The following is a 20,931-nucleotide window of genomic DNA, read 5'->3' as shown; positions in this document are numbered from 1 at the left end:
GGGTGTTAACGCATGGCTTTTGGCTCCAGGAAGCATCGTAAGTAAGTTATTTTTTCAACCTTTTTCCGAGCAAATCGTGAATCATTTTAAATTTCGGATTGTCTGCAAACGCCTCTTCAAAGCCGCTGACGTGCTCACGGTACAAGGCTGCGGCGGACTCCACATCTTGTTTGACGTACAGCGAGAAAATTTCCTCCAGCTTTTCTTCCAGGTTGGAATCCACCTCGGGCGGCGTAAGAATCTCATGTCGCAAGTTGTTCATCAGCACGTCCAGCTGATGGGTTATCACTGAAGCCTCATGCAACTGCTGCATCACGTCGGTTGGAATGTTGCCGGCGTATTTGTAGCGCAGCTCATGCTCGTTCGTTGCCCAAAAGTTCATGCCGAGCGTACGAATCTGGATTTCACAAAACAGGGTGCGCTTTTCGCTCCCGTGATATACCGTATAGGAGACGATCATATGGATGCTGCGGTAGCCGGACTCTTTTGGCGTGGTGATATAGTCCTTGATGTCATGGATGACAATGTCCTCCCGCTCCTGGAGCAGCTGCTGAACCTCTCTGACATCGTCGACGTAGCGGCAGACGACACGCAAGCCGGCAATATCCTGGACTTCCCTTGCCACTTCGTCCTGCCAACTGGCTTGCTGAAAATCGATTCCTTTCTCATTCGCTTTCTTGATGAGACTGTCCACTTTTTTGACCCGTCCCACCACGAATTCAATGGGAGAATAGCGACCGCTTTTCAGAAAGCCGTACTTGATTCCTTTCAGTTTCAGCTTCAATTCCTCTACTGCCTGTTCATACGGTGCCAAGAAATGGACCATATTGTTCAAGACTTTGCTTGGCACATGGGTAACTCTCATGAAAACACCTCCAATTACTTCCAGAGGAAAGGTGATGCATCAAAAAACGGCTGTGGATTGACGTACGTATTGCCGATCAACATGCCGTAATGAAGGTGAGGGCCTGTGGAAAAACCCGTGGTGCCCATAAGCCCGATCACCTGTCCCTGTTTCACTTCCTGTCCGGTTGCAACCGCAAGCTTGGACAGATGCGCATAGATCGAAAAGACATTCAGACCGTGATCGATAATAATCGTGTTTCCGGTCAAATAAAGCGAATCGGCCAAAACAACCTTGCCGTGGTTGCTCGCCCAAATCGGCGTTCCTGTTTTGTTCGCAATATCAATCGCAGCGTGCCGATTGGCGGGCACTCCGTTTACGACCCGCTGATAGCCGTATGGCGTCGTTAAGGTTCCGTTGGCCGGCATCGTAAACGGTTCGGTAAAGTACGGAGTCGGCCGCGAGCTTGCACGTGCGGCGTTGATTTTCTGCTGATCCGCATGAATCCGGGCCGTATCCTGCCGCATCGCATTCATTTGCTTGCTAACGGTCAGCTTGTCCACGGCGAATGACTTGGGCAGAATCGTCAACGTGACCGTGAACTTTTTATCCGCAGATTGCATGTTGTACTCTCCCGGCTTCACATCAAATGGAATCGGGATAAATCGGGCATACTCATGAGAAGAAGGCTGCAAACGGTACGATCGCGAGAAGAGTGTGACCGTTTGAGGCTGTTTGCTGCGCACGAAAATAACATCACCGGGATACGTCCTGGCTGGTGTCACGCTAATCGATGGTTGCTGTTTCTCTACGGTCGCGTAAACGCCTTCCAGTACATGGCTATAGGCAGTCGTTCCCGTGAGCGTCAGGGCAACGACGGTCATCAAACTGACCATCGATTGAAACATAGGCATGCTCCCTCCCATTTTCTAGTATAGCAAAACAGGCTTTGAAAGGAAAAAGAAAAAGAAGGCTATCCGACTAGCCTTCCCCATCTGTAAGTGTGCCTTACAGTTTTTTTGTGTAATTGGCCATCATGTCCATGATGGACTGTACACCTGTCAGCATTTCGCTGGCTCGTTTTGTTTTTTGCGAGATGTTGTCAAAATCAAGGCGTCCTCTTTTGCGGTCATTCCAACGCTTGAAAAATTGTTCGGTCATGCTGGGATTGCTGCGGATGGCTCGAACGCGCATGGAGTCTTCCGCGATCCACGCTTCGAATTCAGGATTTTCCTTCAGAAGCTTTTTCACTTCTTTTTTCCTCATCGTCGAAAACCTCACTCCTTTCGCGTGTACAACCAATATGGAGAGCTGTTCGTTACACCATATGACTAGTCCGCGATTGTGCTTGTGTGTTTGCACCCTGTCTCAAAGAAAGGGCGTACAACCAAAACAAGAAAGGCCCCGTGGAAGGGACCTTTCTTCATCCAGCTATTTACTTGTCCAAAGGCTGTGCTTAGCGGCCTGCCAATTGTTGCTCAGCAAAGCTTACCAGACGCTTGGTGATTTCGCCACCAACAGAACCGTTTTGACGAGAAGTAGTGTCAGGACCGAGATTTACACCGAACTCGGCTGCAATCTCATACTTCAGTTGATCCAGAGCTTGGTTCGCTTGAGGAACTACCAGGTTGTTGCTGCTTCCGTTGTTGTTAGCCATGATTGATTCCTCCTGACGCGTTTTTTTCTCCCGGGACGGATTTGAACCGCCAGCTTGCTTGCCTCTCACCGACTGAGACCGGAAGATGTTACTGGGATCCAAGAGGCGGTTGTTCAACCTCTTGTGCTACTATCATCCCACGAGAACAAAAGTCCATGCACGATCCGGCATTGTAAAATCTGACAAGGTTGTCCGCAAGCATTGTGCTATAATGGGGCGTATAGTTTGGAACTGAGAGGGGTCACAGTTTGTGAGGGAAACAGGAAAAGTATTGCTCATCGACGGCATGAGCTTTTTATTTCGCGCCTTTTACGGGTCTGCATGGGGCGGCGCTTACCGGCAAACGTCCACAGGCGTCTACACAAACGCGGTGTACGGATTTACGAAAATGATGCTGGATTACGTCGAACTGGTTCGCCCTACGCACCTGATGGTCGGCTGGGATGTCGCCTCCCGCGAGTCGCTTGTGCGCAGCCAGTGGTTTGACGGCTACAAATCCAATCGCACAGCACCGCCGGACGAGCTGATCCCGCAATTCGATCTCGTCAAAGAAATTACCGCGGCTTTCTCCGTACCGAATCTGGGCTGTCCGGGGTACGAAGGCGACGACGTGTTGGGAACGCTGTCCACACGTCTCGCTGCAGAAGGCCATGAGATCGTGATCGCAACAGGCGATTACGACAGCTTGCAGCTCGTCGATGAAAAAGTCAGCGTCAAAATCTTGAAAAACGGCGGCAAGCACGAGCATTACGATCCGGCCAGTCTGCGCGCTTTGCGCGGCATTTCTCCGGAACAGGTCGTAGATGTCAAGGCGCTCATGGGCGACACTTCCGACTGTATCCCAGGCTGTCCAGGCATTGGGGAAAAGACAGCGACCAAGCTGATTGTCGAGCACGGCAACCTGGACAACCTGTACGCCAATTTGCCGAGTTGTACGCCGAAGATGCGCAGCAAGCTGGAAGAGCATCGCGACCAGGTGTACCTGAGCCAGAAGCTCGCGACCATTATCCGCGATGTGCCTGTGGAATTTTCCCTGAAGGAAGCCGAATGGGAGTACGATCCGGCAACCGTCCTGAACAAATTTGACGAACTGGAATTTGGCCGCAGTCTGGCGAAACGGGTTGGTTAACAATGCGGCAATAAAACAAGTATCCCGTCCCACTTTTCGCACATGAAAGGGAGACGGGATGTTTTCTGTCTAACGGAGAACGGCTTTCATCTTGGTATCGCTCTGGGAATGTTTTCTGCCGCTGGTGCCAAAGTGCCAAAAACGTCGAGCAAAAGTCCCGTGTTTTCGCTCCCTTCCGTTTCCCAGCTTGTCGCAAAGCGCACGCGGTGAGAGACGCCAAGCAGGTCATACGTTTGCACGAGATGCTGCCGGGCCGAGCCGACGATCAGGCTGTGCAGGCGAAGCTGCTTCTTTTGTCCGAGCGCCGCAAGCTTTTCCTGCACGTAGGGCGAGATGCCCCCTACACCGTCAGTCACCATGACCAGATCAGCCCCTTGCCACGTTTTTTCTGTCTCGACAAGCTCCATCGCCCGCTTCATCGGCGCATCAAAATGCGTCCCGCCGCCAAACGACATTTGCGCCAGGCTGTAAAACGCGCCCCAGTCAGGCTTTTTATGATACAAGGGCTGCTCTCTCAGCTCTCCTTTTGCCCCGAACAAAATCAGCACGAAATCGCGCTTTTCCAGCATCGACAACGCCGCAAACGTCATGAGAAAAATTTGCGCCAGCCGCAGCTTTGCCCCGCGCATGGAGTGCGAAGTGTCCAGCATGCAAATGACAGGGCCTTTTGGCGGTTCCTCTACAAAGCCGGACGTATCGTACGTCATCAGCTTTTGCTCCAGCCATTTGAGCATGAAGTAATGTTCGTAGTCCGGGTCGGCGAGCAGCACCGCCTCGCCTGGCAGCATGTGCGCAATATCGCCTGACTGCCGCAAATCGTAGTATTCCTCCGGCAATTGTCGGGAGCGAATTTCCTTGCGCCGTACGCGAAACCGATGCACCTGACGACCAACCTCGTCCAAAAAGGCAACCAGGTCGGGATGGCGCTTTAGTTTTTCCACCCATTTCAAATACTGCTCGAAGCTTTGTCTGCGCAGCTTGCCCAGGTCGTGGCCCCAGCTGCGGTTGGCAAAGCGCTGACTGGCGGCAAACACCTCATCCACAAACAGCGTATCTACATCCTCTTGGGCAAGCGTCCCCTTCAACGACTGCTCCAGCCACTGTCCCAGCTCTTTTTCCAACGCCTCTATCGCTTCTTTTTCCTGCTTTTGCAGACGATCAAGCTGTTTTTCCCGCTGGGCCAGCTCTTCTTCGAGCTTCTTGATTTTTTGCAACAGCTTCGTCCGTTTCGTAAACTGCACACTCATTTCTTCGCGCAGCTCCCGGATTTTCGTTTGCAGCATGACGATTTCCGCGCGCACAAGCGGCTTTTTGTCGAGTGCTTCCTGCTTGTCCTCGACCACGCGCTTGCCTTGTTGCAGCGTATAGCCGACCAACTCCAGCTTCGCTTTTTGCTTTTCGGTGAGCAACTCGGCCAGTTGAGCCTCTTTTGCGCCCTCCTGTCCTTGCTGCTCACGCAGGCCCGCGAGAAGCGGCGAGAGACTGCGATCCTTTTGCCGCTGTTTTACTTCCTCCGCGAACGTCTCCGTGAGCCACAAAAGCGCCTTGATCGCCGTCTTGAAAGCCGCACTCTCATTGCCGACCGTGCGGGGATGAATCATCCGCGTAAAATACTGCTTCATCAGCGTGCGAATCATCCAGTGATGGAACGGAGTCGCTTCCTGCGTCATGTCGATTTCCGGCTTTTCCACGTAAAAGACGAGAAAAAAGTCGGCGAGCAGCTCGTGATCGAACCACTCGGCCCGGGACGCTGCCTCGCGTACCCATTCCTGTGCGGTGCGCGAGGACGCGAGATACGTTTCGAACAGATAGCGCTCGACGCCGCTCGCCCGAATTATCATCGTCGCTCCCCCCTATAACGTAAAGTCGTAGTCCGCCCCGGCGATGTCTTTGTCAAAAATGGTCCGGTACGTTTTTTGCAATTGCTGCAAAATCCGCTCGCCTTCGATCCGCAAGTACGAATATTTGACGGTGTACTTCTCGACGTTGTGGATCAGACGATTTTTTTCCAGCACATACGCTCCCAGGTCGTGCTCGCGCTTTTCCCACTGCATCAGGCGGTTGCGCAAGTCGCGCGCCGTCTCCTCCAGCTCCGTGCGGCAAGCTTCCAGCAATTTCGTGTTGCGCTCCACCGCTTCTTTTCCCAGCTTGGCGCCCACTTCCTTTTTGAATTGGAAAGCGTGCAATTCTGATTCCTTTTCTTTCCACTTATCTGCCAATTGCTGCAGGCGCTTAAGCGGCAGCTCGTTTTCCAGCTCCGCCTTGAGCATCTGTGTAAACTGGCGCTCGAATAGCTCGCGCATGACCGTCAAGTCCTCCGGCACATCCCACAGCATGTGCGGGGTAAAGACGGTATCCCAGATTGTGACCTGTTCTCTGCCATGCAGGGCAGCAGATGTCCGCCATACGCCCGCGATTTTGCTCCAGCGGCGGTCAGACAGCACGTATTCCTTTTCCTCCATGTCTTGCTTGATCCGGTAGAGGAAGTAGATCAATGGCTCGGGAATCGTCACCTGCTTTGCTTGCGCCTGGATGTCCTTGATGTCGTACAAGGAAAAGACGACAGGCAAAGGAGTTGTCGGCAGCGAGAACATCCGCTCGTAGCTTGCGGCCTGCTGCAAATACTGGACTTCATAGCGGATCAGAAAGCGGTCGTATAAAGCAGTGAGCTGCTCCTCGTCCTCCGGCAGTTCATTGGACGCCGCGATCAAAAACTGCAGCGGAACTTCTTCTTTTTCCCTGCCGTTAAAGTAAAGCCGCTCGTTCAAGATCGACAGCAAGGCATTCAGGATCGCGCTGTTCGCCTTGAAAATCTCGTCGAGGAAGGCAAACTGCGCCTGGGGCAAATAGCCTGCGGTTTTTCGCACGTAGTTGTCGAGCTTCAACTGCTGAAGGGACACGGGGCCGAAAAGCTCGTCCGGTGTCGTAAACCGGGTCAGCAAGTATTCGAACCAATGCTCAGCGCCAAAAAGCTGTGCGACCGAGCGGGCAAGCTGTGATTTTGCCGTTCCCGGCGGGCCGATCAAAAGCGCATTCTCTCCGCTCATCATTCCGAGCATCAACAGGCGGATCAATTCGCTCCGTTCCAAAAAGCGGCGCTCCAATAGCTCGATGGCCTGGTCCATTTTTCGTTGGATTGGTGTAGTCGTATTCATCGTCGTTTGGCGCCCGTCTCCTGCGGAAAAAGAAAGAGCGCCGTTCCCCCTCTCTTGCCTGATACCCAAGTCGTCAAGACCCCGATTATTGTCATGTCTCCTGCTTCTTTTATAGTGGCATATTGCGGACAAAAATGCCAGTTGCGCCAGTCTGATGCGCGCCACCGCTGTATGTTCACCCACGGATTTGCTTGCGCATATGGTGTGGCAAACGAAAAAAACGAGAGGAGGTACAGCATGGGGATTGAACTCGCATGGTTGCACGGTGTGTATGTGTTGTTCGTAGTTGGCATCATACTCATGATGGTTTTGCGCAGAGACACCAGCGTGATGAGCATCGTCGGGATCGCCATGCTTGGGCTGGTCGCAACCGGGTCTGTGACGACGGCGCTCGGCGGGATTTTCGGCAGCTTTATTTACGCGATCACCGAGCTTTTGCCGACGATTTTGGTCATCTGTATCATCGTGGCGATGAGTCATGTCCTGACGGATACCGGAGTCAACGAGACGATGATCCGGCCGATGACGCACCTGATTCGCAACGCCACACTGGCTTATTGGGTAATCGGGATCGTGATGATGGTCATTTCCTGGTTTTTCTGGCCGTCGCCTGCAGTAGCACTGGTTGGCGCGGTCATGCTGCCTGTTGCTTTGCGGGCGGGACTGCCCGCGATGGGCGTCGCGATTGCCATGAACCTGTTCGGGCACGGAATCGCGCTCTCCGGCGACTTCGTCATTCAGGGAGCGCCAACGTTGACTGCCAAAGCGGCGGGGCTTCCTGTCGAGGACGTAATTGCCGCCAGTGTTCCGCTCGTCGTCATCATGGGCCTGGTCACGACCGCGGTCGCCTTCTGGTATTTGAAAAAAGACATGAAGCTGGGGAATCTTCCGGCGTCACCAGACTTGCCTGCCCGTGATTCTGTGTTCGCTGCGGCGCGCGTTCCCTTGCCTGCGGGTATTCGCCGCTTTTTGGCAGTCCTCGTTCCCGTCCTGTTTGCACTCGATGTAGCGGCCATGTCTTTTTTGGACTTGCGCGGTGGGGACGCGACTGCCTTGGTCGGAGGAACCGCACTGCTGATTTTGCTTGTCGCAACCATGCTCGCCCACAAGCAAAAAGGACTGGAGCAAGTGACGAGCCATCTCATTTCCGGCTTTCAGTTTGGCTTCAAAGTGTTCGGACCTGTCATTCCGATTGCCGCTTTTTTTTACATGGGCGACAGCGGCTTTGTCAACGTGTTCGGCGAGGTGCTGCCGTCAGGATCGCAAGGAATCGTCAACGATTTGGGCGTGGCGCTGGCACACGCGATCCCGATCAGCAAAGAGGTCGCTGCCCTGGCCGTATCTGCTGTCGGCGTTATCACCGGACTGGACGGCTCAGGTTTCTCCGGCATCACGCTTGCCGGATCGCTCGCACAGCTTTTCTCTGCCGCTTTGGGTACCGGAGCCGCTACCTTGACCGCCCTTGGGCAAATTGCCGCCATCTGGGTCGGCGGCGGAACGATCATCCCCTGGGCGCTGATCCCCGCAGCGGCGATTTGCGGCGTCGATCCGTTCGAGCTTGCACGGCGCAACCTGTACCCTGTCGCCATCGGCCTTTTGGTTACGACCATCATCGTTATGTTCCTTTTGTGACTGAAAAAATAGTGTTTTTTAAAAAAAGGCGAATGGACCTATGCCCCGTTCGCCTTTTTTTCTTCTGTTTTCGCCCAAGCTTCATACACTTTTGTACTAGCATCCCATTTGGAAAGGATCGGTCCGTATGAAGCTGTGGGGAAAAAGTATCCAGGTCGCAGCAACCTACATCGGAACCGTGGTCGGAGCCGGATTTGCGAGCGGCCAGGAAATTCTCGCCTTTTTCACCTCATATGGCCATGCCGGCACAATCGGCATTCTACTTGCCACGGGGCTTTTCGTCTGGCTGGGCTACAAAATGATGGTGCTGGCCCACGAGCTGCGCACGCCCTCTTACGAATCGTTTAACCAAAGGCTGTTTGGGCCGATACTTGGCCGCACCATGAACCTGCTCGTCTTTTTGACCTTGTTCGGCGTCACCACCGTCATGCTTGCCGGGGCGGGATCGGTACTGGAGGAGCAGTTCGCCATTCCGTATTTGCTTGGTACGGCCGGAACGGTTTTGCTCGCACTGTTTATCCTGCGAAAAGGGCTTGCGCAAATCTTGGTGGTCAATGCGATCGTCGTCCCGTCCATGCTGTTGTTTGCCCTGCTCATCCTGCTGGACGGCAGCGCCGAATCGCCTTTGCCGCTTGCCAAGCCTTCCGACTACGCCTTTTTGTGGAAAACGGTTCTGTACGTTTCCTTCAATCTGGCAATGGCCCAGTCTGTCCTCATCCCGATCGGCTACACCATCCGCGACAAGGCTATCTTGTTCCGCGCGGCCGTCATCGGAGGTGTCGTTCTCGGCTTCATGCTGCTCGTCGTCCACACGGCGATGCTGGCCAACTGGGACGACGTGCGCTTCATGGACATCCCGATCTTGTTCATCACCGACCATTGGAATGAGTGGCTGCAATTGTTTTTCGTGTTCGTCCTCTACTCCGAGATTTTCACCACGCTCATCTCCAACGTGTTCGGAATCGGCCAGCAGCTACGCGAGCTGTTCCCGCAGCCGGAATCCCGGCTCTACCTGTTTCTTTTTGCGACGGCCTTCCTTCTCTGCCTGATCGGCTACAGCCAGTTGCTCATGTTTTTGTATCCGTTGTTCGGGTACCTGGGGCTGTCTACGCTGTGCAGAATATCCGTTCCGGCGGTTTGGCTGCCGCGCGGGCGACTTTGACCCCGTTTGCTTTGTGAGCAAGTAACGAAAAAGAAAAAACCTCTGCTTGGGACAGCAAAGGTTTTCTCACACGAAATGATTTACGTTCCACAATACGTCCGATACGGACCGCACGAGTCCGGCGGCAGCGTGGCGTACTCGGCCTGCTCGGGCAAGTGCGCGTAAGGGTTGGCGAGTGCGGCAACAAACCGTTTCAGCACGCTGTAGTCGCCGTTCTGCACGGCTGCCGCCAGTGCTTCTTCGACGCGATGGTTTCGCGGGATCAAGGCCGGGTTGCTCGCTTTCATCCGTTGCCGGACAGCATCGTCGGAGGGAGCATGGCGCTTTTGTCTTGCCTGCCACTTTTCCTCCCAGCTGGCAAACTCCGGGGCGGCGTACAACGCTTCGTCCCTCTTCTCCCCAAACGTCAAGGCGAGGAATGTGTTCGTATAGTCCGCCCGGTGTTTTTGCATCAAGCCGAGCAACTCTTCCATCAAGGCGAAATCGTCCTCTTCCTCGCCGAACAGCCCGAGCTTGCCCCGCATGCCAGCAAGCCAAGCCCGATAATACAGCTCGCCAAAGCGGGAAAGCTCCTGCTGCGCCAGGTGAACCGCCTGTGCCTGGTTTTCATGCACGAGCGGCAGCAGGGATTCGGCAAAGCGCGCCAGGTTCCAGACGGCGATTTGCGGCTGGTTGCCGTAGGCGTAGCGTCCCTGGTAGTCGATGGAAGAAAAGACGGTGGCCGGATCGTACACATCCATGAAGGCGCACGGGCCATAGTCAATAGTCTCGCCGCAGATGGACATGTTGTCGGTGTTCATGACGCCATGGATAAATCCGACAAGCTGCCACTTGGCGATCAATTCGGCCTGCCGACGGATCACTTCCTGCAGGAGAGCCAGATAGGGATTGTCCTGATCGGCAACATCCGGGAAATGTCTATGTATCGTATAGTCGGCGAGCGCTTGCAGCTCTTCATCGCCTCCCCATTGGGCAGCGTACTGGAACGTACCCACGCGCAAATGGCTGGAGGCTACCCGCATGAGCACCGCTCCGGGCAGTTCGTCCTCGCGAATCACGGTTTCTCCGGTCGTGGCCACCGCGAGACTGCGCGTTGTCGGGATGCCCAAACCGTGCATCGCTTCGCTAATGATGTATTCGCGCAGCATCGGCCCAAGTGCAGCACGGCCATCGCCCTGCCGGGAGTACGGCGTGCGGCCTGAGCCTTTCCATTGCAGATCAAACCGCTCGCCTTTGGGGGTAATGTGCTCGCCCATCAACAGCGCGCGTCCGTCCCCGAGCATCGTGAAGTGTCCAAACTGGTGCCCGGCGTAGGCTTGGGCAATCGGTTTCGCGCCAGCGGGAATGCGGTTGCCCGCAAAGATTTGCGCTCCCGCTTCCCCCTCCAGCGCTTCGGCATCCAAGCCAAGCGCCGCAGCCAGCGGACGGTTGAACATGACGAGCCTGGGTGATCGTACAGGAGTAGGATTCAGTCTGGTAAAAAACATTTCCGGCAAGTTTGCATAGCTGTTGTCAAAATGCCAGCCTGCCTCTGTGTGGGGTTGGGTCATTGGTTCCCTTTGCTCCTTTTTGGTCAAATGATCGCCTTCTGTTCATTTTACCAAAAGGATACCCAAAAAAGACACCAGCCACGATTGACTGGTGCCTTCGACGCTGCTTGTTTGCTTGCAAGTGCCTGCTTTTTGCCGTTTGCTCGCGCCTAAATCTGCTGCGGCACTTTCCTAAATTCCTTTTCATTCAAGTAAACCGTCTCCGCATACATGCGCAGCGAGTTTGCCCAATGCTGCTTGTATGCCGCCCACTCCTGCTCGTCAAAGTGTCGGTGCAAAAGCAGCGAAAGAGGAATTTTCAGGTTCAGCAGCCTTCCGCTTATCAAAAAGCGGGTGACGCCCGCTGGCATGACGTGCCCATGCGTCACGATTGCCTCGATTTCTTCTATCGTATAGGGACGATAGCGGAGGCACACCATTCCTTTTTCGGGCAGCACCTCCAACCCCTGCGGAATCCGCCTGACAGTATAGCTGCTGCTGTACGACTGGACGATCCGGTGCCAAAGTGTAAGCAAATGCGCGTTGCCTGCCTCCGCCTGCTTGGCCGTCACGTATGTTTTTGTGCCGTCTGCATACAGGATTGTAGCGATCTGCTCCCCGGCATGTTCATTCGTGCATAAAAACGCGCCACTCTGGAGCAGCTCATTCAGCCATGCCCCTGACGGAACCACGTGTGCCCATGCCTCCAACTGGTAATCGGCATCTGTGACGACTTGCAATGGAATCCGGTGGCAGCCGAGTTTTTGCAAAGCGGCCGTACGGTGTGCTCCGTCCAGAATCAAGTATCTGCCGTCCTGCATTTGTCTGGCGATCGGCGGGTGAAGCAGCATCCCCTGCTGCGAGATAGACTGGCACGTGTCGTCCAGGCGGTTTGGCTCGTGATCCTCGTGCAGGCAGACCCGATCCGCGGCAACAACCTGGATGGAAGACAAAACATGGTTCACGCTACAATTCCTCCTCAAGCTAAAATGCCGGCTTGCTCCAAGAAAATGTGGTCAGGGTGTGGATGGCTGAGAAAATCATGGTGAGAAATCGCCCACCCGTACGCTCCTGCATACTGGAAGCAGATAATGTCGCCTACCCGCAGTGACGGTACAAACACATCGCTTGCCAGTACGTCTTTTGGCGTGCAAAGCTGGCCAACGATGGTAATCGGGCCGTTTTCATGGCAGATGCGCTCGTACGGATACGCCCATTTTTCTGTCCGGATGACCGTAAACGGATGGCTGTGCTGCCACGAGGACGGAAGGCGGAACTGATGCGTCCCGCCGCGAACGATCGCGTACGTTTTGCCGTGATTTTCCTTGATGTCCAGCACTTCTGCCGCATAGTAGCCGGAAGCGGCGGTCAAGTAACGGCCGCATTCGAACAAGACGTGGCGGACAGGAAGCGAAGCGCTGTCGAGCAGCGCAGACAAGCCCTGCACAAAAGCCGGCCAGTCAAACTGCTGCTGCAAATCGGCGTAGTTGACCCCGATCCCGCCTCCTGCGTTCAGGTACGTAATATCCAGCTCAAACATGGCCCGCCACTTGGCGACGATCTGCAAATAGTACGCGACAAGTTCTACGTGCTTGCCCGCATCCAGATTGTTGGACAACGAGTGAAAATGAAAGCCTTTTAACTCTACGCCATCCAAGGCAAGCGCCAGACGGATAGCCTCTGGTACGAGCGACTCGTCAATCCCGAACTGCGTCGGGCGACCCGCCATGGCAAGTGTCGCGGAAGGAAACGGGCCGCGCAAGTTTACGCGCAGCAAAATCGGGACGACCACGCCGTTTTTTCGCGCCAAAAAATCTACGCGCAAAAGTTCGCTGAGGCTCTCGACGTGAATCAGGCTGACACGCTGCCGAATGGCGCCCTCTATCTCCTCGTTGGTCTTCCCCGGACCGCCGAACAAGATCGGAACGTCCGCAGAAATTGCCCGAACTTTGTCCACTTCCCCGAGCGAAGCGACTTCAAAGCCGTGTACGTGCGGCAAGAGCGCACGCAAAATGTGCGGCTCGGAGTTCGCCTTGATCGCGTAAAAAAGCCGGCACGCTGTCGGCAACGATGCTGCCTTTGACACGACATGGCTTCTCAGGTGATCCAAATCGTAGAGATAGGCGCAAAAAGGCTTGTCGCTGCTTGCGTGTGTCCGTTTTATATAATCAATGACTTGACTCATAGCCTCTCTCCCTTTTCCTCAGTTCCTGCTCTTTGTCGCGCAGCTTGCCGAGCTGCTGGCGCAGCGCCCGAAACGCGATGCCCCGCTCATCGCCCAGCACGAAGGCGCGCACTCCTTTTTCGTACCACCCATCCATGTCTTCTGCGACGCGCGGAATCGCGCAGTACGGCACGCCACGACTGTGAGCGGCAGCCTGCACGGACGCAAGCGCGGTTTTCACAAGCTCGCCGCGCGTGTCCCACGGTCTGCCGAGCGACTGCGACAAATCTGCCGCTCCTTCCAGCACCATGTCAATTCCCGGCACTTCCAAAATATCTGCAATGCGCTCGACCCCTGCCTTGCTTTCGATCATCGGGACGACCATGATCTGTTCATTGGCCCGCTCCATATAAGCGACCAGGTCGTTTTTGCCAAAGGCACCAGGCCGTCCGCTGTTCAGGCTACGCGTGCCAAGCGGATAGTAGCGGCTGTTGCGGACGATCTGCTCGGCTTGCTCTCTGCTCTCCACGTGCGGCACGACCACTCCCTGCGCACCGCTGTCCAGTGCCCGCAGGATGGTGCCGGGCTCTGCATCCGCCACGCGCACCAATGGGGTAATCTCTGCAGCTTCCGCGGCCCGGATCATGTTTTCCAACGTTTCCGGATTGACGAGTACATGTTCTGTGTCGATGATGACAAAATCGTACTCGGCGCAGCCGATCATCTCGACGACGACAGGAGCTGGTATCGAGCAAAACAGTCCGTACACCGTTTGGCCTTCGCGTAGTTTACGCTTGAGTGTATTTTCCTTGAGCAATTCCTCTCTTCTCCTTTTCGTTTTTAACGAGGCGACCTGCTGGCAGCCAAAGGATTTGGCACTTTGTGTACACGCAGCTCCGTGTCCGCAAACAGCCTGCGTTTCGCGAGCTGCTCAACCTCAATCGCAGGTGCAAACAAGTCGAAAAGCGAGAAGCGCTCTGTGAGATGCGGATGCCGCTGTTGGTACGCCTCCAGCACCTGGTGCACAAGCTCCCAGAAGCGTTTTTCGGAAAAGCCGAAAGCGTCTGCCATGAGCAATGCCAGTTCGCCTATATTAATGAAGAAAAAGGCATCGTGCATAAAGTCGCGCACCAAAGCGAGATCATCGGTTTCAATAAACGAGTTGCGGTTTACGCGGGCGTGATAGGCTGGGGTTTCGAACAATGCCGGGCAGCGTTCCGGCGCCGAAAGATATGTTTTGGAAAAACGGATGCCGTCATGAAAATCTTTCAGTGCGACGCGCACAGGCAGGCCGTCCCGATGGAGCAGCACCATGTTTTGCGCATGCGATTCCAGGGCGATACCGTGTGCATAGAGCATGTGTACGATGGGCAGCACGCTTGCTTCAAACAGGCGGGTCAGCCATGTCTCTGCCCCGTAGCTCTCGATCCACGGTGCGATCAGCGGACGACCGTTGCCATCGAGGGAGCAAAGTCCGTTGAAGGGCAGCGCCTGCTCGCCCTGTTCCAGGTAAGGATGCAAGCTCTCCCGCCAGATGCAGCCAAGCACCCCGTACGTTTTGGCCTGTACGAGCGCGGAATGTGGCGGAGCGTCATAAGAAATTCCCATGATCTCACGCAGCAGCACCACGCGGGCTTCCTCCCGCAAAAAGTCATCGGACTGGACGATCTCATGCAGCCAGTCGGAGATGACCGGGGCATTCGCTACGGTGTGCGGAGCGAGAATCCGCCCTGTCGACGTGTTGACAAGACTCATCGCGAGCTTCACATAAGCTTTGTGCGGGGCACTGGCGTTCGCCAGCGTGCGGATCGACTGCTGCGGCCGGTATGTGTCCTGCCCTGTGCCAAGCAAAATCACGCGGTTTTGGCGCAATTCCTCCAAAAAAGCCGTCGTCATGATGTTCTCCCACTGCCACGGATGCACCGGGACAAACAAAAAGCTGTGCGGATCAAGCCCTCGGTCTCGGATGACCTGGGAAAATGCGGCTATCTGCTGTTCGCCAAGCTCATCCCGCAGCAGACGCTCATACTCCAGATGCCCGGAGATGGCGAAGCGAGCGTGCTGTTTCTCAACCGCGAGCCAGAGCAAGCCAAGCTCCTGTCTGAACTCGGGACCATACTGGTAGTTGTCGGCGTAGGCAAACCCGATGCGCGATTTATAGCTCGGATGGTACGGATGTCCGTCCATAATCTCGCCTTCCAGTGCGTCGTAATCGCGCAAGGAGAAGCCACCGCCCTGCAACTGGCGCTCGTACTGGGCCAGCGTGTCCTTGAGCAGCGTATGCTCCAGTTCATTAATAAACGCGGTTAGGCGTTCTTCGTCTGCTCCCGTCTGATGCCGCACTTCCAGCAAAAACTGGGCGAGCGACTGCGCCTCTGCGCTCCCCGCGTCGCTCAGGCGCAGGATCGGGGCGTCAGACAGACGGATGCGCCCGAAGGTGAAGCGGCGCTGCCCGCGGCAAATGTAGCTGACAGCCTTGCCGTCCTCTGTCTGGCCCGCGATGCAAAATACCGTTTCGTTCCCTTCCTCATTCGTTTTGGCCGGAATCACACCTTCGAATAGCAACGCTTCGAGCAGTTGGCGAAAAATTCTTCGCCGCACCTGGACGTACTGTTCGGACTGAATCGCTGCTTCGACGGTGGCAGCCTGCTTGGCAAAATCGGTTGGTGCCATGATCTGCTTCATTGTTTCCTCCTCGATTGCGCCAGCGGATTGGGGACAGGGACATAGAGAGGTCTTTCCCCGCGACGCTGGAAGCTGCTGATAAAGTTCGCTTTGGCGGGCAACGTTTCCGAATCCAGCAAATCTTCGAGCATAGCTTGTGCTTCCTGGAAAAAGTCTGCGGAGCGGATTGCGTCGCCCACGATGTGCCACAGCTTTTCCTCCGGAACCGCGCTGTAGTAGGCCAGCGTGCTGACGAGATGCCCGACATGATTGACGATGACGTAGTATTGGAATCGGCTCCACGCTTCTTCCTCTGCGTAAAGCACCGGGCTGTCTTCCTTCAGGCATTGGCCAAACATGTCTTGCTCGCGGGCGTGTTTGCGGCTGATGCTGACCCCTTCCAGATCGCGCACGTAAAAGTGGACGGGCCAGCCGTCACGAAACGCGACCATCGAGTTTTGCACATGCGCCTCCATGCTGACCCCGTGCCGGACAAACAGGCGCAGCAACGGCACGAAGGAAATTTCAAGATATTGCCGCAGCCACTGTTCCAGCCAAGCAGATAGCGAAAGCTGCGGCTGCTTTTCCGCCGACTTGCGCACAGCGTCCATGATCGGCGGGCACGCCGAATGAGGCGGTTCCTCCAGCGCGGAGGCGACGACGATCGGCACGTCCCGATCCAGCGGAAGCACGGCGGGATTTTCCCGGAAAATCGCCCCGAAGCTCTCGGTCAGCTTCTCGCGTTCTTCCGGCGTAGCCGCTTGTGGGGCAATCGTGCGGTAGCCTGATTCCTGCAGGATCGTAAAAGTTGCGCTCTGCACGTGCGGCGCCAATTTTTTCATGACACGGCTGGCATCCATCGTTCGTTCCAGCTGATCGAGCGGATTGACCCGAATAAAATTCGTGATTCTGACATTCAGCGGCAGCTTGAAAAAATAAGGGTGATAGGGGTCCCACACGGTTCGGACGGACGAAGTCGGGTACACCTTGTTTCCGATCGGTCCCAGATCGACCAGAAGGTCACTTTCCAGGAGACGTTGCACAATCGGCCAACTTTTCACATGTTCAGCCTGCCACGGATGGCACGGCAGCAGACGGTATGATTGCTGCACTTCGGTCAGCTTGCTTTTTGCCGCTTCGTACACCGCCTGAGGAATCCACTCCTTGTCGTGCAGCTCGTCGGTCAAGCTCACTTCCCTGACAATCTCGGGAGAGCACGCGAAATAGTGCAGGACAAAGGAAGCCCCAAGCTCCGGCGCGTACTTCACCATGTCCTGAGCCGTAAAGCCTTGCGAGCTTTTCGGTGTCGGATGGAACGGATGGCCGTACACCATCGCCTGTTCAGCGGCATAGAACCGTTCCATTCCTTGCAGTTCCATCAGGACGCGCTTTTCCCGCAGGCTGTAGTCCACATACGTGTTCGTCTTGTGGACGGAATTTTCGACCTGGGTGAGCAACGTGTTGACCAGTTCTGTCTTGGGCAGGGAGGGCGGCGCGGTTTCTGCCAGCTCCTGCAAGAGCGCCTCCGCCAGCTTGCTCGCCGCAAGTACGGGCGAGATTTTCTTCCCTCCCTCCTGCAGCAGCCATAGCGAATGACCGTACCGATGATGGCCAAAAGCGGAAAAATAGGTGAGCGAGCCGACGATCTCCACCGCTGTCGCGGGCAGCTTCACTCGCATCGGCACACCTTCCGCCTGCAGCTGCGAGACGATGTCCGGCGGCAAGTCGGCGAGCGCTCCTCCCTCTGCTCGCACGGTCGGGTCAAACACCCCTGTCTCCCGCAAAAAAGCGTTGAATAGACGCTCGATTGCCGCTGTCTCGGCCAGATTGCGTCTGTTTGTCACGGTGTCTAGTGTCACTCATTCTTCACCTCTTTGGCATGATAAGGTAGAGCGGCGTGGGCCAGTTGCTTGCGGGAAGCGGTGAGCGCAAGCCAGCCGGCACCACTCAAAAACGAAATCCCCATCGCAAAAAACGCCCATTCCAGTGGAAGCAGGGCTCCGAATCCCGCTCCCAGTAACGAACCGATAATTTGGCCAACGGTCAGCGTAGAGTTGGCCAGACCGATATAGACGCCGCGGTGGTTGTCGGCTGTTTCCAGTGTGACCACGAGAAAAATCGACTGGATGAGCGCAGCAAAGCAAAAGCCTTGCAGCGCCCGAAGCGGCAGCAGCCAGAGGGCGTCAGTCGGCCACGTTTGCAGCACGATGCTGAGGCCGCAACCGAGCGTGGCCAGGCACACATTTTTCTCGACGCGTCTTTTGTCGTTGAGCCGCCCCCACCAAGGCGCAGCAAGAAACGTCGCCCCCCAGGTCACGGCCTGGAGCACTCCGACCCAGGAAGCGGCGTATGTGCTCCCGACAAGTCCTTCCACGTGGGGCGCAAAAATCGCGACCAGGCCGTACACGCCAAACTGGGCGAGCATTCCGGCTACGAGCATGTTCCGCAGCCGGGGATGACGCAGCATTTCCCGGGAGGCATGGGCAATCGGCAGCTTTTCGTAACGTTTTTGGCTCTTGCGGCGAGCTGGCTCTTGCAGAACCAATGCCGCCGCTACGCTGCACAGCGCGGTAAACAGGGCGCTCCACAAGATGATCGTCGCAAGACCGAACCAGTCGGAGAGCAGCCCGCCGATCAGCGGCCCGGCAAGCGAGCCTGCGGCAGTCGCGCTTTGCAGATTGCCCAGGGCGCGGCCTTTCGTCCCTTCGCTCGCCTGTGCCCCTGCAAAAGCGGCCGCCGCATCGACGACACCGCCAAAAGCGCCTTGCAGCAGCCGTGCCAGCACAAACATAAGCGGCGAACCGGACAGCCCCATCCAAAGTAAACTGATGGATATACCCGCCAAAGCGCGCACAACCATCCACTTTTTCCCTACGTGATCGCCGTATTTTCCCCAGAGCGGCGAAAACAGGCACATCGTCACGGCCGGAGCTGCCAGCGCCACTCCCGTCCAGAGCCTGTTTTCTTCCGGAAGCGTTGCCCCAAGCTCCGCCATGTAAAAAGGCAGCAACGGGACGATGACCGTCAGACTGCACGTGGAGAAAAACTGTCCCGCCCACAAAATGCGGAAGCTTTTGGCAAAGGAAGTCGCACTGCTCATTTTTCTGTTTCGAGCAGCCGGAGCGGATTGCCAGTGCTCCCTGTGCCAGCAGGCATGCTCCCGCCGCCGGAATCGGTGCGCTTCAACAGCGGCGTCAATAGCAGGCGGATCGGCCAAGTATCGGACGTAAGCAGTTGTCTTTGCCAGATGTCTGTTACCCTCTCTGGCAAGTCCGCTTCCTCCAGCGATTCGCGTACAACGGACGCGATCATGCGCCAGAACGCGGCTTCCTCAAGCGCATAGGCGGTCATCAGGGCATCGGCAATCGCATAGAGGTTGACCTGTACGCCCAACGTTTGAAAATAGGACAGCAGTTGCTCCGGCGTTTCGTTGATGAGACTGTTCGGCGTACCCGGCTTGATGCGATACGCAGGCTCCTGCAAGCCTTCCGCCGCAAGCCACGGCAGATGCAGCCGGATCGTGTCATGGTCGCGCAGCAAAAGACCCGTTATCTGGTGATCGCGCACGATCAGCATTACATTTTGTCCGTGAATTTCCGGCATGATCCCGTAGCGGAACAGGCGAAGCGACGTTCCGATCAGCATGCGGCAAACTTCACGGAACAGTTGCAAAGCTTCCGCCACTCCTGCCTCTGATCCAAAGCGTGCCCGCAGCCATGTGGCAAACAGCGTGTTTTTTCCATGCGGATCGACGACAGCCAGGGCAGACATCGGGATCAACTGCACAGCCTCGTCATGCAGCAAATCAGCCGGGTATTCCCGAATCAGGCACGCCAGATGGCCAGGCTTATCCGCAAACGGATCGCCCGCCGGGTCATGATAGCCCCACCAGTTCGTTTCATCGCACAGGCGCAGCCGCTTTTTCAGCCACTCGTCTTTTTCCATGACGCTCGCAAGCAATCGCTGTCCTTCGGCTCCGTTGTGCAAATAGCGCGGTGGCAACAGGCGCAGTGCCCCGAGAGAATAAATGCCGATTGGCACCTTGACGTGGTAGCGTTGGCGGTCTGAGGGAGCCAGCGCCCGCACGGAAGAAGTCGGACGAAACTCACCTAATCCCCGCACGACGGGCACGCATATCTGCTGCGCCAGTTCCTCGCGGTAATAAGCTGGCAGGACGCGATCCGTCTGCCAGGGGTGGACAGGCATCAGCAAATAGCGCTGGCCGTCAATCCCGGCATGGTTCGCCGCTTGTTGCAAGCTCGCTTTTTCTGCATCGTCCAAAATAAAGTCGGCGATATTCTTCTCTGTACTCGCCTGGATGTAGTCGCGGCGGACAGCAAACCAATCCAGCCCGAACGTTTGCCCATACTCGGCGCTGTACGCGCGGTACTCTTCGTCGCTCCAGCCTCTTTTTGCCCGGGATGTCGGATGAAAAGGACGATCCCGCATGGCGGAAAAGCGTTCCGCTTGCAGCAGCGCCGGATCGTCGCTCTTTTGCCCGTTTTGCCCTGTGCTCGCTTGCAGCGACAAAGCCGTATGGCGAATCGAATCTCGCAGTTCTGTCTGAAAGTCTTGCAAATTCGGCATGCTTGCCTGCCGCTCCGCCGCAGAGAGCGAGTCGGCGAACAGCTGCATGAACGTGATCGGGTCCAGCTCCTGCACGCTGCTTCTCATGTGATCGATCAGCACCACGGGCAGCCTGCTGATTTTGTACGGCTGGATAAACTTCGTAGCTTTAACGCGCACGACCAGACTGCGCGCACGGTCAAGCGGCAGGCACAGATAATGCTCGCCCTCGTCAAGCTCGCTGCATTCGTGACCGGAAGGCCCCGGCCACACTCGCTCCATTCGTGCCCGATCAAGCATCCCGGCCAGGTTTTCTTGCAAAAGTGCGTTGAGAAGGTCGCAAAAAACGAGTTGTTCTGCCCTTTGCCACAGCGAATGCTCTTTTTTCAGCAAATCCGTTTCCATCGCTAGTTCCTCTCCTCTCGCATC

General features: G+C 56.0%; 17 protein-coding genes. 3 read left to right on the top strand and 14 right to left on the bottom strand.

The genetic code is table 11. The annotated features are described in order from the left end of the window. Nucleotides 1-46: 46 nt before the first annotated feature. The 4 genes from AAFJ72_RS11205 to AAFJ72_RS11190 form a co-directional block, all read right to left on the bottom strand. Nucleotides 47-865 carry a GTP pyrophosphokinase gene (locus AAFJ72_RS11205; RefSeq protein WP_122903825.1) on the bottom strand — a complete coding sequence of 273 codons (819 nt, stop codon included), beginning with the start codon at nt 863-865 and terminating at the stop codon, nt 47-49. A gap of 14 nt (nt 866-879) precedes the next feature. After that, nucleotides 880-1,752 carry a M23 family metallopeptidase gene (locus tag AAFJ72_RS11200; protein ID WP_432774030.1) on the bottom strand — a complete coding sequence of 291 codons (873 nt, stop codon included), beginning with the start codon at nt 1,750-1,752 and terminating at the stop codon, nt 880-882. Nucleotides 1,753-1,852: 100 nt separating this feature from the next. Then, nucleotides 1,853-2,110, bottom strand: coding sequence for a hypothetical protein (locus AAFJ72_RS11195; RefSeq protein WP_432774029.1), 258 nt, complete (start codon nt 2,108-2,110; stop codon nt 1,853-1,855). 190 nt (nt 2,111-2,300) lie between these two features. Next, a complete protein-coding gene (locus AAFJ72_RS11190; RefSeq protein WP_122903828.1) occupies nt 2,301-2,501 on the bottom strand; it encodes an alpha/beta-type small acid-soluble spore protein in 201 nt (66 codons plus the stop codon). 250 nt (nt 2,502-2,751) lie between these two features. On the opposite strand from AAFJ72_RS11190, the gene AAFJ72_RS11185 reads away from it, so the two are divergent. Continuing rightward, nucleotides 2,752-3,630 carry a 5'-3' exonuclease gene (locus AAFJ72_RS11185; RefSeq protein ID WP_432774028.1) on the top strand — a complete coding sequence of 293 codons (879 nt, stop codon included), beginning with the start codon at nt 2,752-2,754 and terminating at the stop codon, nt 3,628-3,630. A gap of 86 nt (nt 3,631-3,716) precedes the next feature. Here AAFJ72_RS11185 and AAFJ72_RS11180 read toward each other — a convergent pair whose 3' ends face one another. Together AAFJ72_RS11180 and AAFJ72_RS11175 are read right to left on the bottom strand one after the other, a co-directional pair. Next, nucleotides 3,717-5,471 carry a VWA domain-containing protein gene (locus AAFJ72_RS11180; protein WP_432777125.1) on the bottom strand — a complete coding sequence of 585 codons (1,755 nt, stop codon included), beginning with the start codon at nt 5,469-5,471 and terminating at the stop codon, nt 3,717-3,719. A gap of 12 nt (nt 5,472-5,483) precedes the next feature. Then, entirely contained in the window at nt 5,484-6,785 is a 1,302-nt protein-coding gene (locus tag AAFJ72_RS11175; RefSeq protein ID WP_432777124.1) for an AAA family ATPase, read from the bottom strand. Nucleotides 6,786-7,022: 237 nt separating this feature from the next. Here AAFJ72_RS11175 and AAFJ72_RS11170 point away from each other — a divergent pair, with 237 nt between their 5' ends. Together AAFJ72_RS11170 and AAFJ72_RS11165 are read left to right on the top strand one after the other, a co-directional pair. Then, nucleotides 7,023-8,417 carry a hypothetical protein gene (locus AAFJ72_RS11170; RefSeq protein ID WP_432777123.1) on the top strand — a complete coding sequence of 465 codons (1,395 nt, stop codon included), beginning with the start codon at nt 7,023-7,025 and terminating at the stop codon, nt 8,415-8,417. 127 nt (nt 8,418-8,544) lie between these two features. Further along, entirely contained in the window at nt 8,545-9,579 is a 1,035-nt protein-coding gene (locus AAFJ72_RS11165) for a YkvI family membrane protein (RefSeq protein ID WP_432777122.1), read from the top strand. Between the two features lie 80 nt (nt 9,580-9,659). Here AAFJ72_RS11165 and AAFJ72_RS11160 read toward each other — a convergent pair whose 3' ends face one another. The 8 genes from AAFJ72_RS11160 to AAFJ72_RS11125 all read right to left on the bottom strand — a co-directional run bounded on the left by AAFJ72_RS11160 (nt 9,660) and on the right by AAFJ72_RS11125 (nt 20,907). Beyond that, nucleotides 9,660-11,129: a protein adenylyltransferase SelO gene (locus tag AAFJ72_RS11160; protein ID WP_432777121.1), complete on the bottom strand. Its 1,470-nt coding sequence runs from the start codon at nt 11,127-11,129 to the stop codon at nt 9,660-9,662. A gap of 149 nt (nt 11,130-11,278) precedes the next feature. Next, complete coding sequence (locus tag AAFJ72_RS11155; RefSeq protein ID WP_432777120.1) at nt 11,279-12,073, bottom strand: ParB N-terminal domain-containing protein; 795 nt, start codon at nt 12,071-12,073, stop codon at nt 11,279-11,281. Nucleotides 12,074-12,087: 14 nt separating this feature from the next. After that, the gene (locus AAFJ72_RS11150) at nt 12,088-13,293 is read right to left on the bottom strand and encodes a type III PLP-dependent enzyme (RefSeq protein ID WP_432777119.1); all 1,206 of its coding nucleotides are present in this window, start codon (nt 13,291-13,293) and stop codon (nt 12,088-12,090) included. Beyond that, the gene (locus tag AAFJ72_RS11145) at nt 13,277-14,089 is read right to left on the bottom strand and encodes an HpcH/HpaI aldolase family protein (RefSeq protein WP_432777118.1); all 813 of its coding nucleotides are present in this window, start codon (nt 14,087-14,089) and stop codon (nt 13,277-13,279) included. The genes AAFJ72_RS11150 and AAFJ72_RS11145 overlap by 17 nt, the downstream gene beginning before the upstream one ends. A gap of 23 nt (nt 14,090-14,112) precedes the next feature. Beyond that, on the bottom strand, nt 14,113-15,957 hold the full coding sequence (locus AAFJ72_RS11140; RefSeq protein ID WP_432777117.1) for an IucA/IucC family protein: 1,845 nt from the start codon (nt 15,955-15,957) through the stop codon (nt 14,113-14,115). Next, nucleotides 15,954-17,795 (bottom strand): IucA/IucC family protein, encoded by a 1,842-nt coding sequence (locus tag AAFJ72_RS11135; protein WP_432777116.1) that lies wholly within the window; start codon nt 17,793-17,795, stop codon nt 15,954-15,956. Before AAFJ72_RS11135 ends, AAFJ72_RS11140 begins: the two co-directional genes overlap by 4 nt. Continuing rightward, nucleotides 17,792-19,036, bottom strand: coding sequence for an MFS transporter (locus AAFJ72_RS11130; RefSeq protein WP_432777115.1), 1,245 nt, complete (start codon nt 19,034-19,036; stop codon nt 17,792-17,794). Before AAFJ72_RS11130 ends, AAFJ72_RS11135 begins: the two co-directional genes overlap by 4 nt. After that, entirely contained in the window at nt 19,033-20,907 is a 1,875-nt protein-coding gene (locus AAFJ72_RS11125) for an IucA/IucC family protein (RefSeq protein WP_432777114.1), read from the bottom strand. Before AAFJ72_RS11125 ends, AAFJ72_RS11130 begins: the two co-directional genes overlap by 4 nt. Nucleotides 20,908-20,931: the final 24 nt, after the last annotated feature.

Source organism: Brevibacillus gelatini (assembly GCF_050920745.1).
In the GTDB taxonomy this organism is placed as follows: Bacteria; Bacillota; Bacilli; order Brevibacillales; family Brevibacillaceae; genus Brevibacillus; species Brevibacillus gelatini.
This window is presented reverse-complemented; position numbering and strand designations above follow the sequence as displayed.

Excerpts from the sequence above, each read along its gene's own strand:
- AAFJ72_RS11205 (WP_122903825.1), bottom strand. The coding sequence starts at position 865 with ATGAGAGTTACCCATGTGCCAAGCAAAGTCTTGAACAATATGGTCCAT.
- AAFJ72_RS11200 (WP_432774030.1), bottom strand. The coding sequence starts at position 1,752 with ATGTTTCAATCGATGGTCAGTTTGATGACCGTCGTTGCCCTGACGCTC.
- AAFJ72_RS11195 (WP_432774029.1), bottom strand. The coding sequence starts at position 2,110 with ATGAGGAAAAAAGAAGTGAAAAAGCTTCTGAAGGAAAATCCTGAATTC.
- AAFJ72_RS11190 (WP_122903828.1), bottom strand. The coding sequence starts at position 2,501 with ATGGCTAACAACAACGGAAGCAGCAACAACCTGGTAGTTCCTCAAGCG.
- AAFJ72_RS11180 (WP_432777125.1), bottom strand. The coding sequence starts at position 5,471 with ATGATAATTCGGGCGAGCGGCGTCGAGCGCTATCTGTTCGAAACGTAT.
- AAFJ72_RS11175 (WP_432777124.1), bottom strand. The coding sequence starts at position 6,785 with ATGAATACGACTACACCAATCCAACGAAAAATGGACCAGGCCATCGAG.
- AAFJ72_RS11170 (WP_432777123.1), top strand. The coding sequence starts at position 7,023 with ATGGGGATTGAACTCGCATGGTTGCACGGTGTGTATGTGTTGTTCGTA.
- AAFJ72_RS11165 (WP_432777122.1), top strand. The coding sequence starts at position 8,545 with ATGAAGCTGTGGGGAAAAAGTATCCAGGTCGCAGCAACCTACATCGGA.
- AAFJ72_RS11160 (WP_432777121.1), bottom strand. The coding sequence starts at position 11,129 with ATGACCCAACCCCACACAGAGGCAGGCTGGCATTTTGACAACAGCTAT.
- AAFJ72_RS11150 (WP_432777119.1), bottom strand. The coding sequence starts at position 13,293 with ATGAGTCAAGTCATTGATTATATAAAACGGACACACGCAAGCAGCGAC.
- AAFJ72_RS11140 (WP_432777117.1), bottom strand. The coding sequence starts at position 15,957 with ATGAAGCAGATCATGGCACCAACCGATTTTGCCAAGCAGGCTGCCACC.
- AAFJ72_RS11130 (WP_432777115.1), bottom strand. The coding sequence starts at position 19,036 with ATGAGCAGTGCGACTTCCTTTGCCAAAAGCTTCCGCATTTTGTGGGCG.
- AAFJ72_RS11125 (WP_432777114.1), bottom strand. The coding sequence starts at position 20,907 with ATGGAAACGGATTTGCTGAAAAAAGAGCATTCGCTGTGGCAAAGGGCA.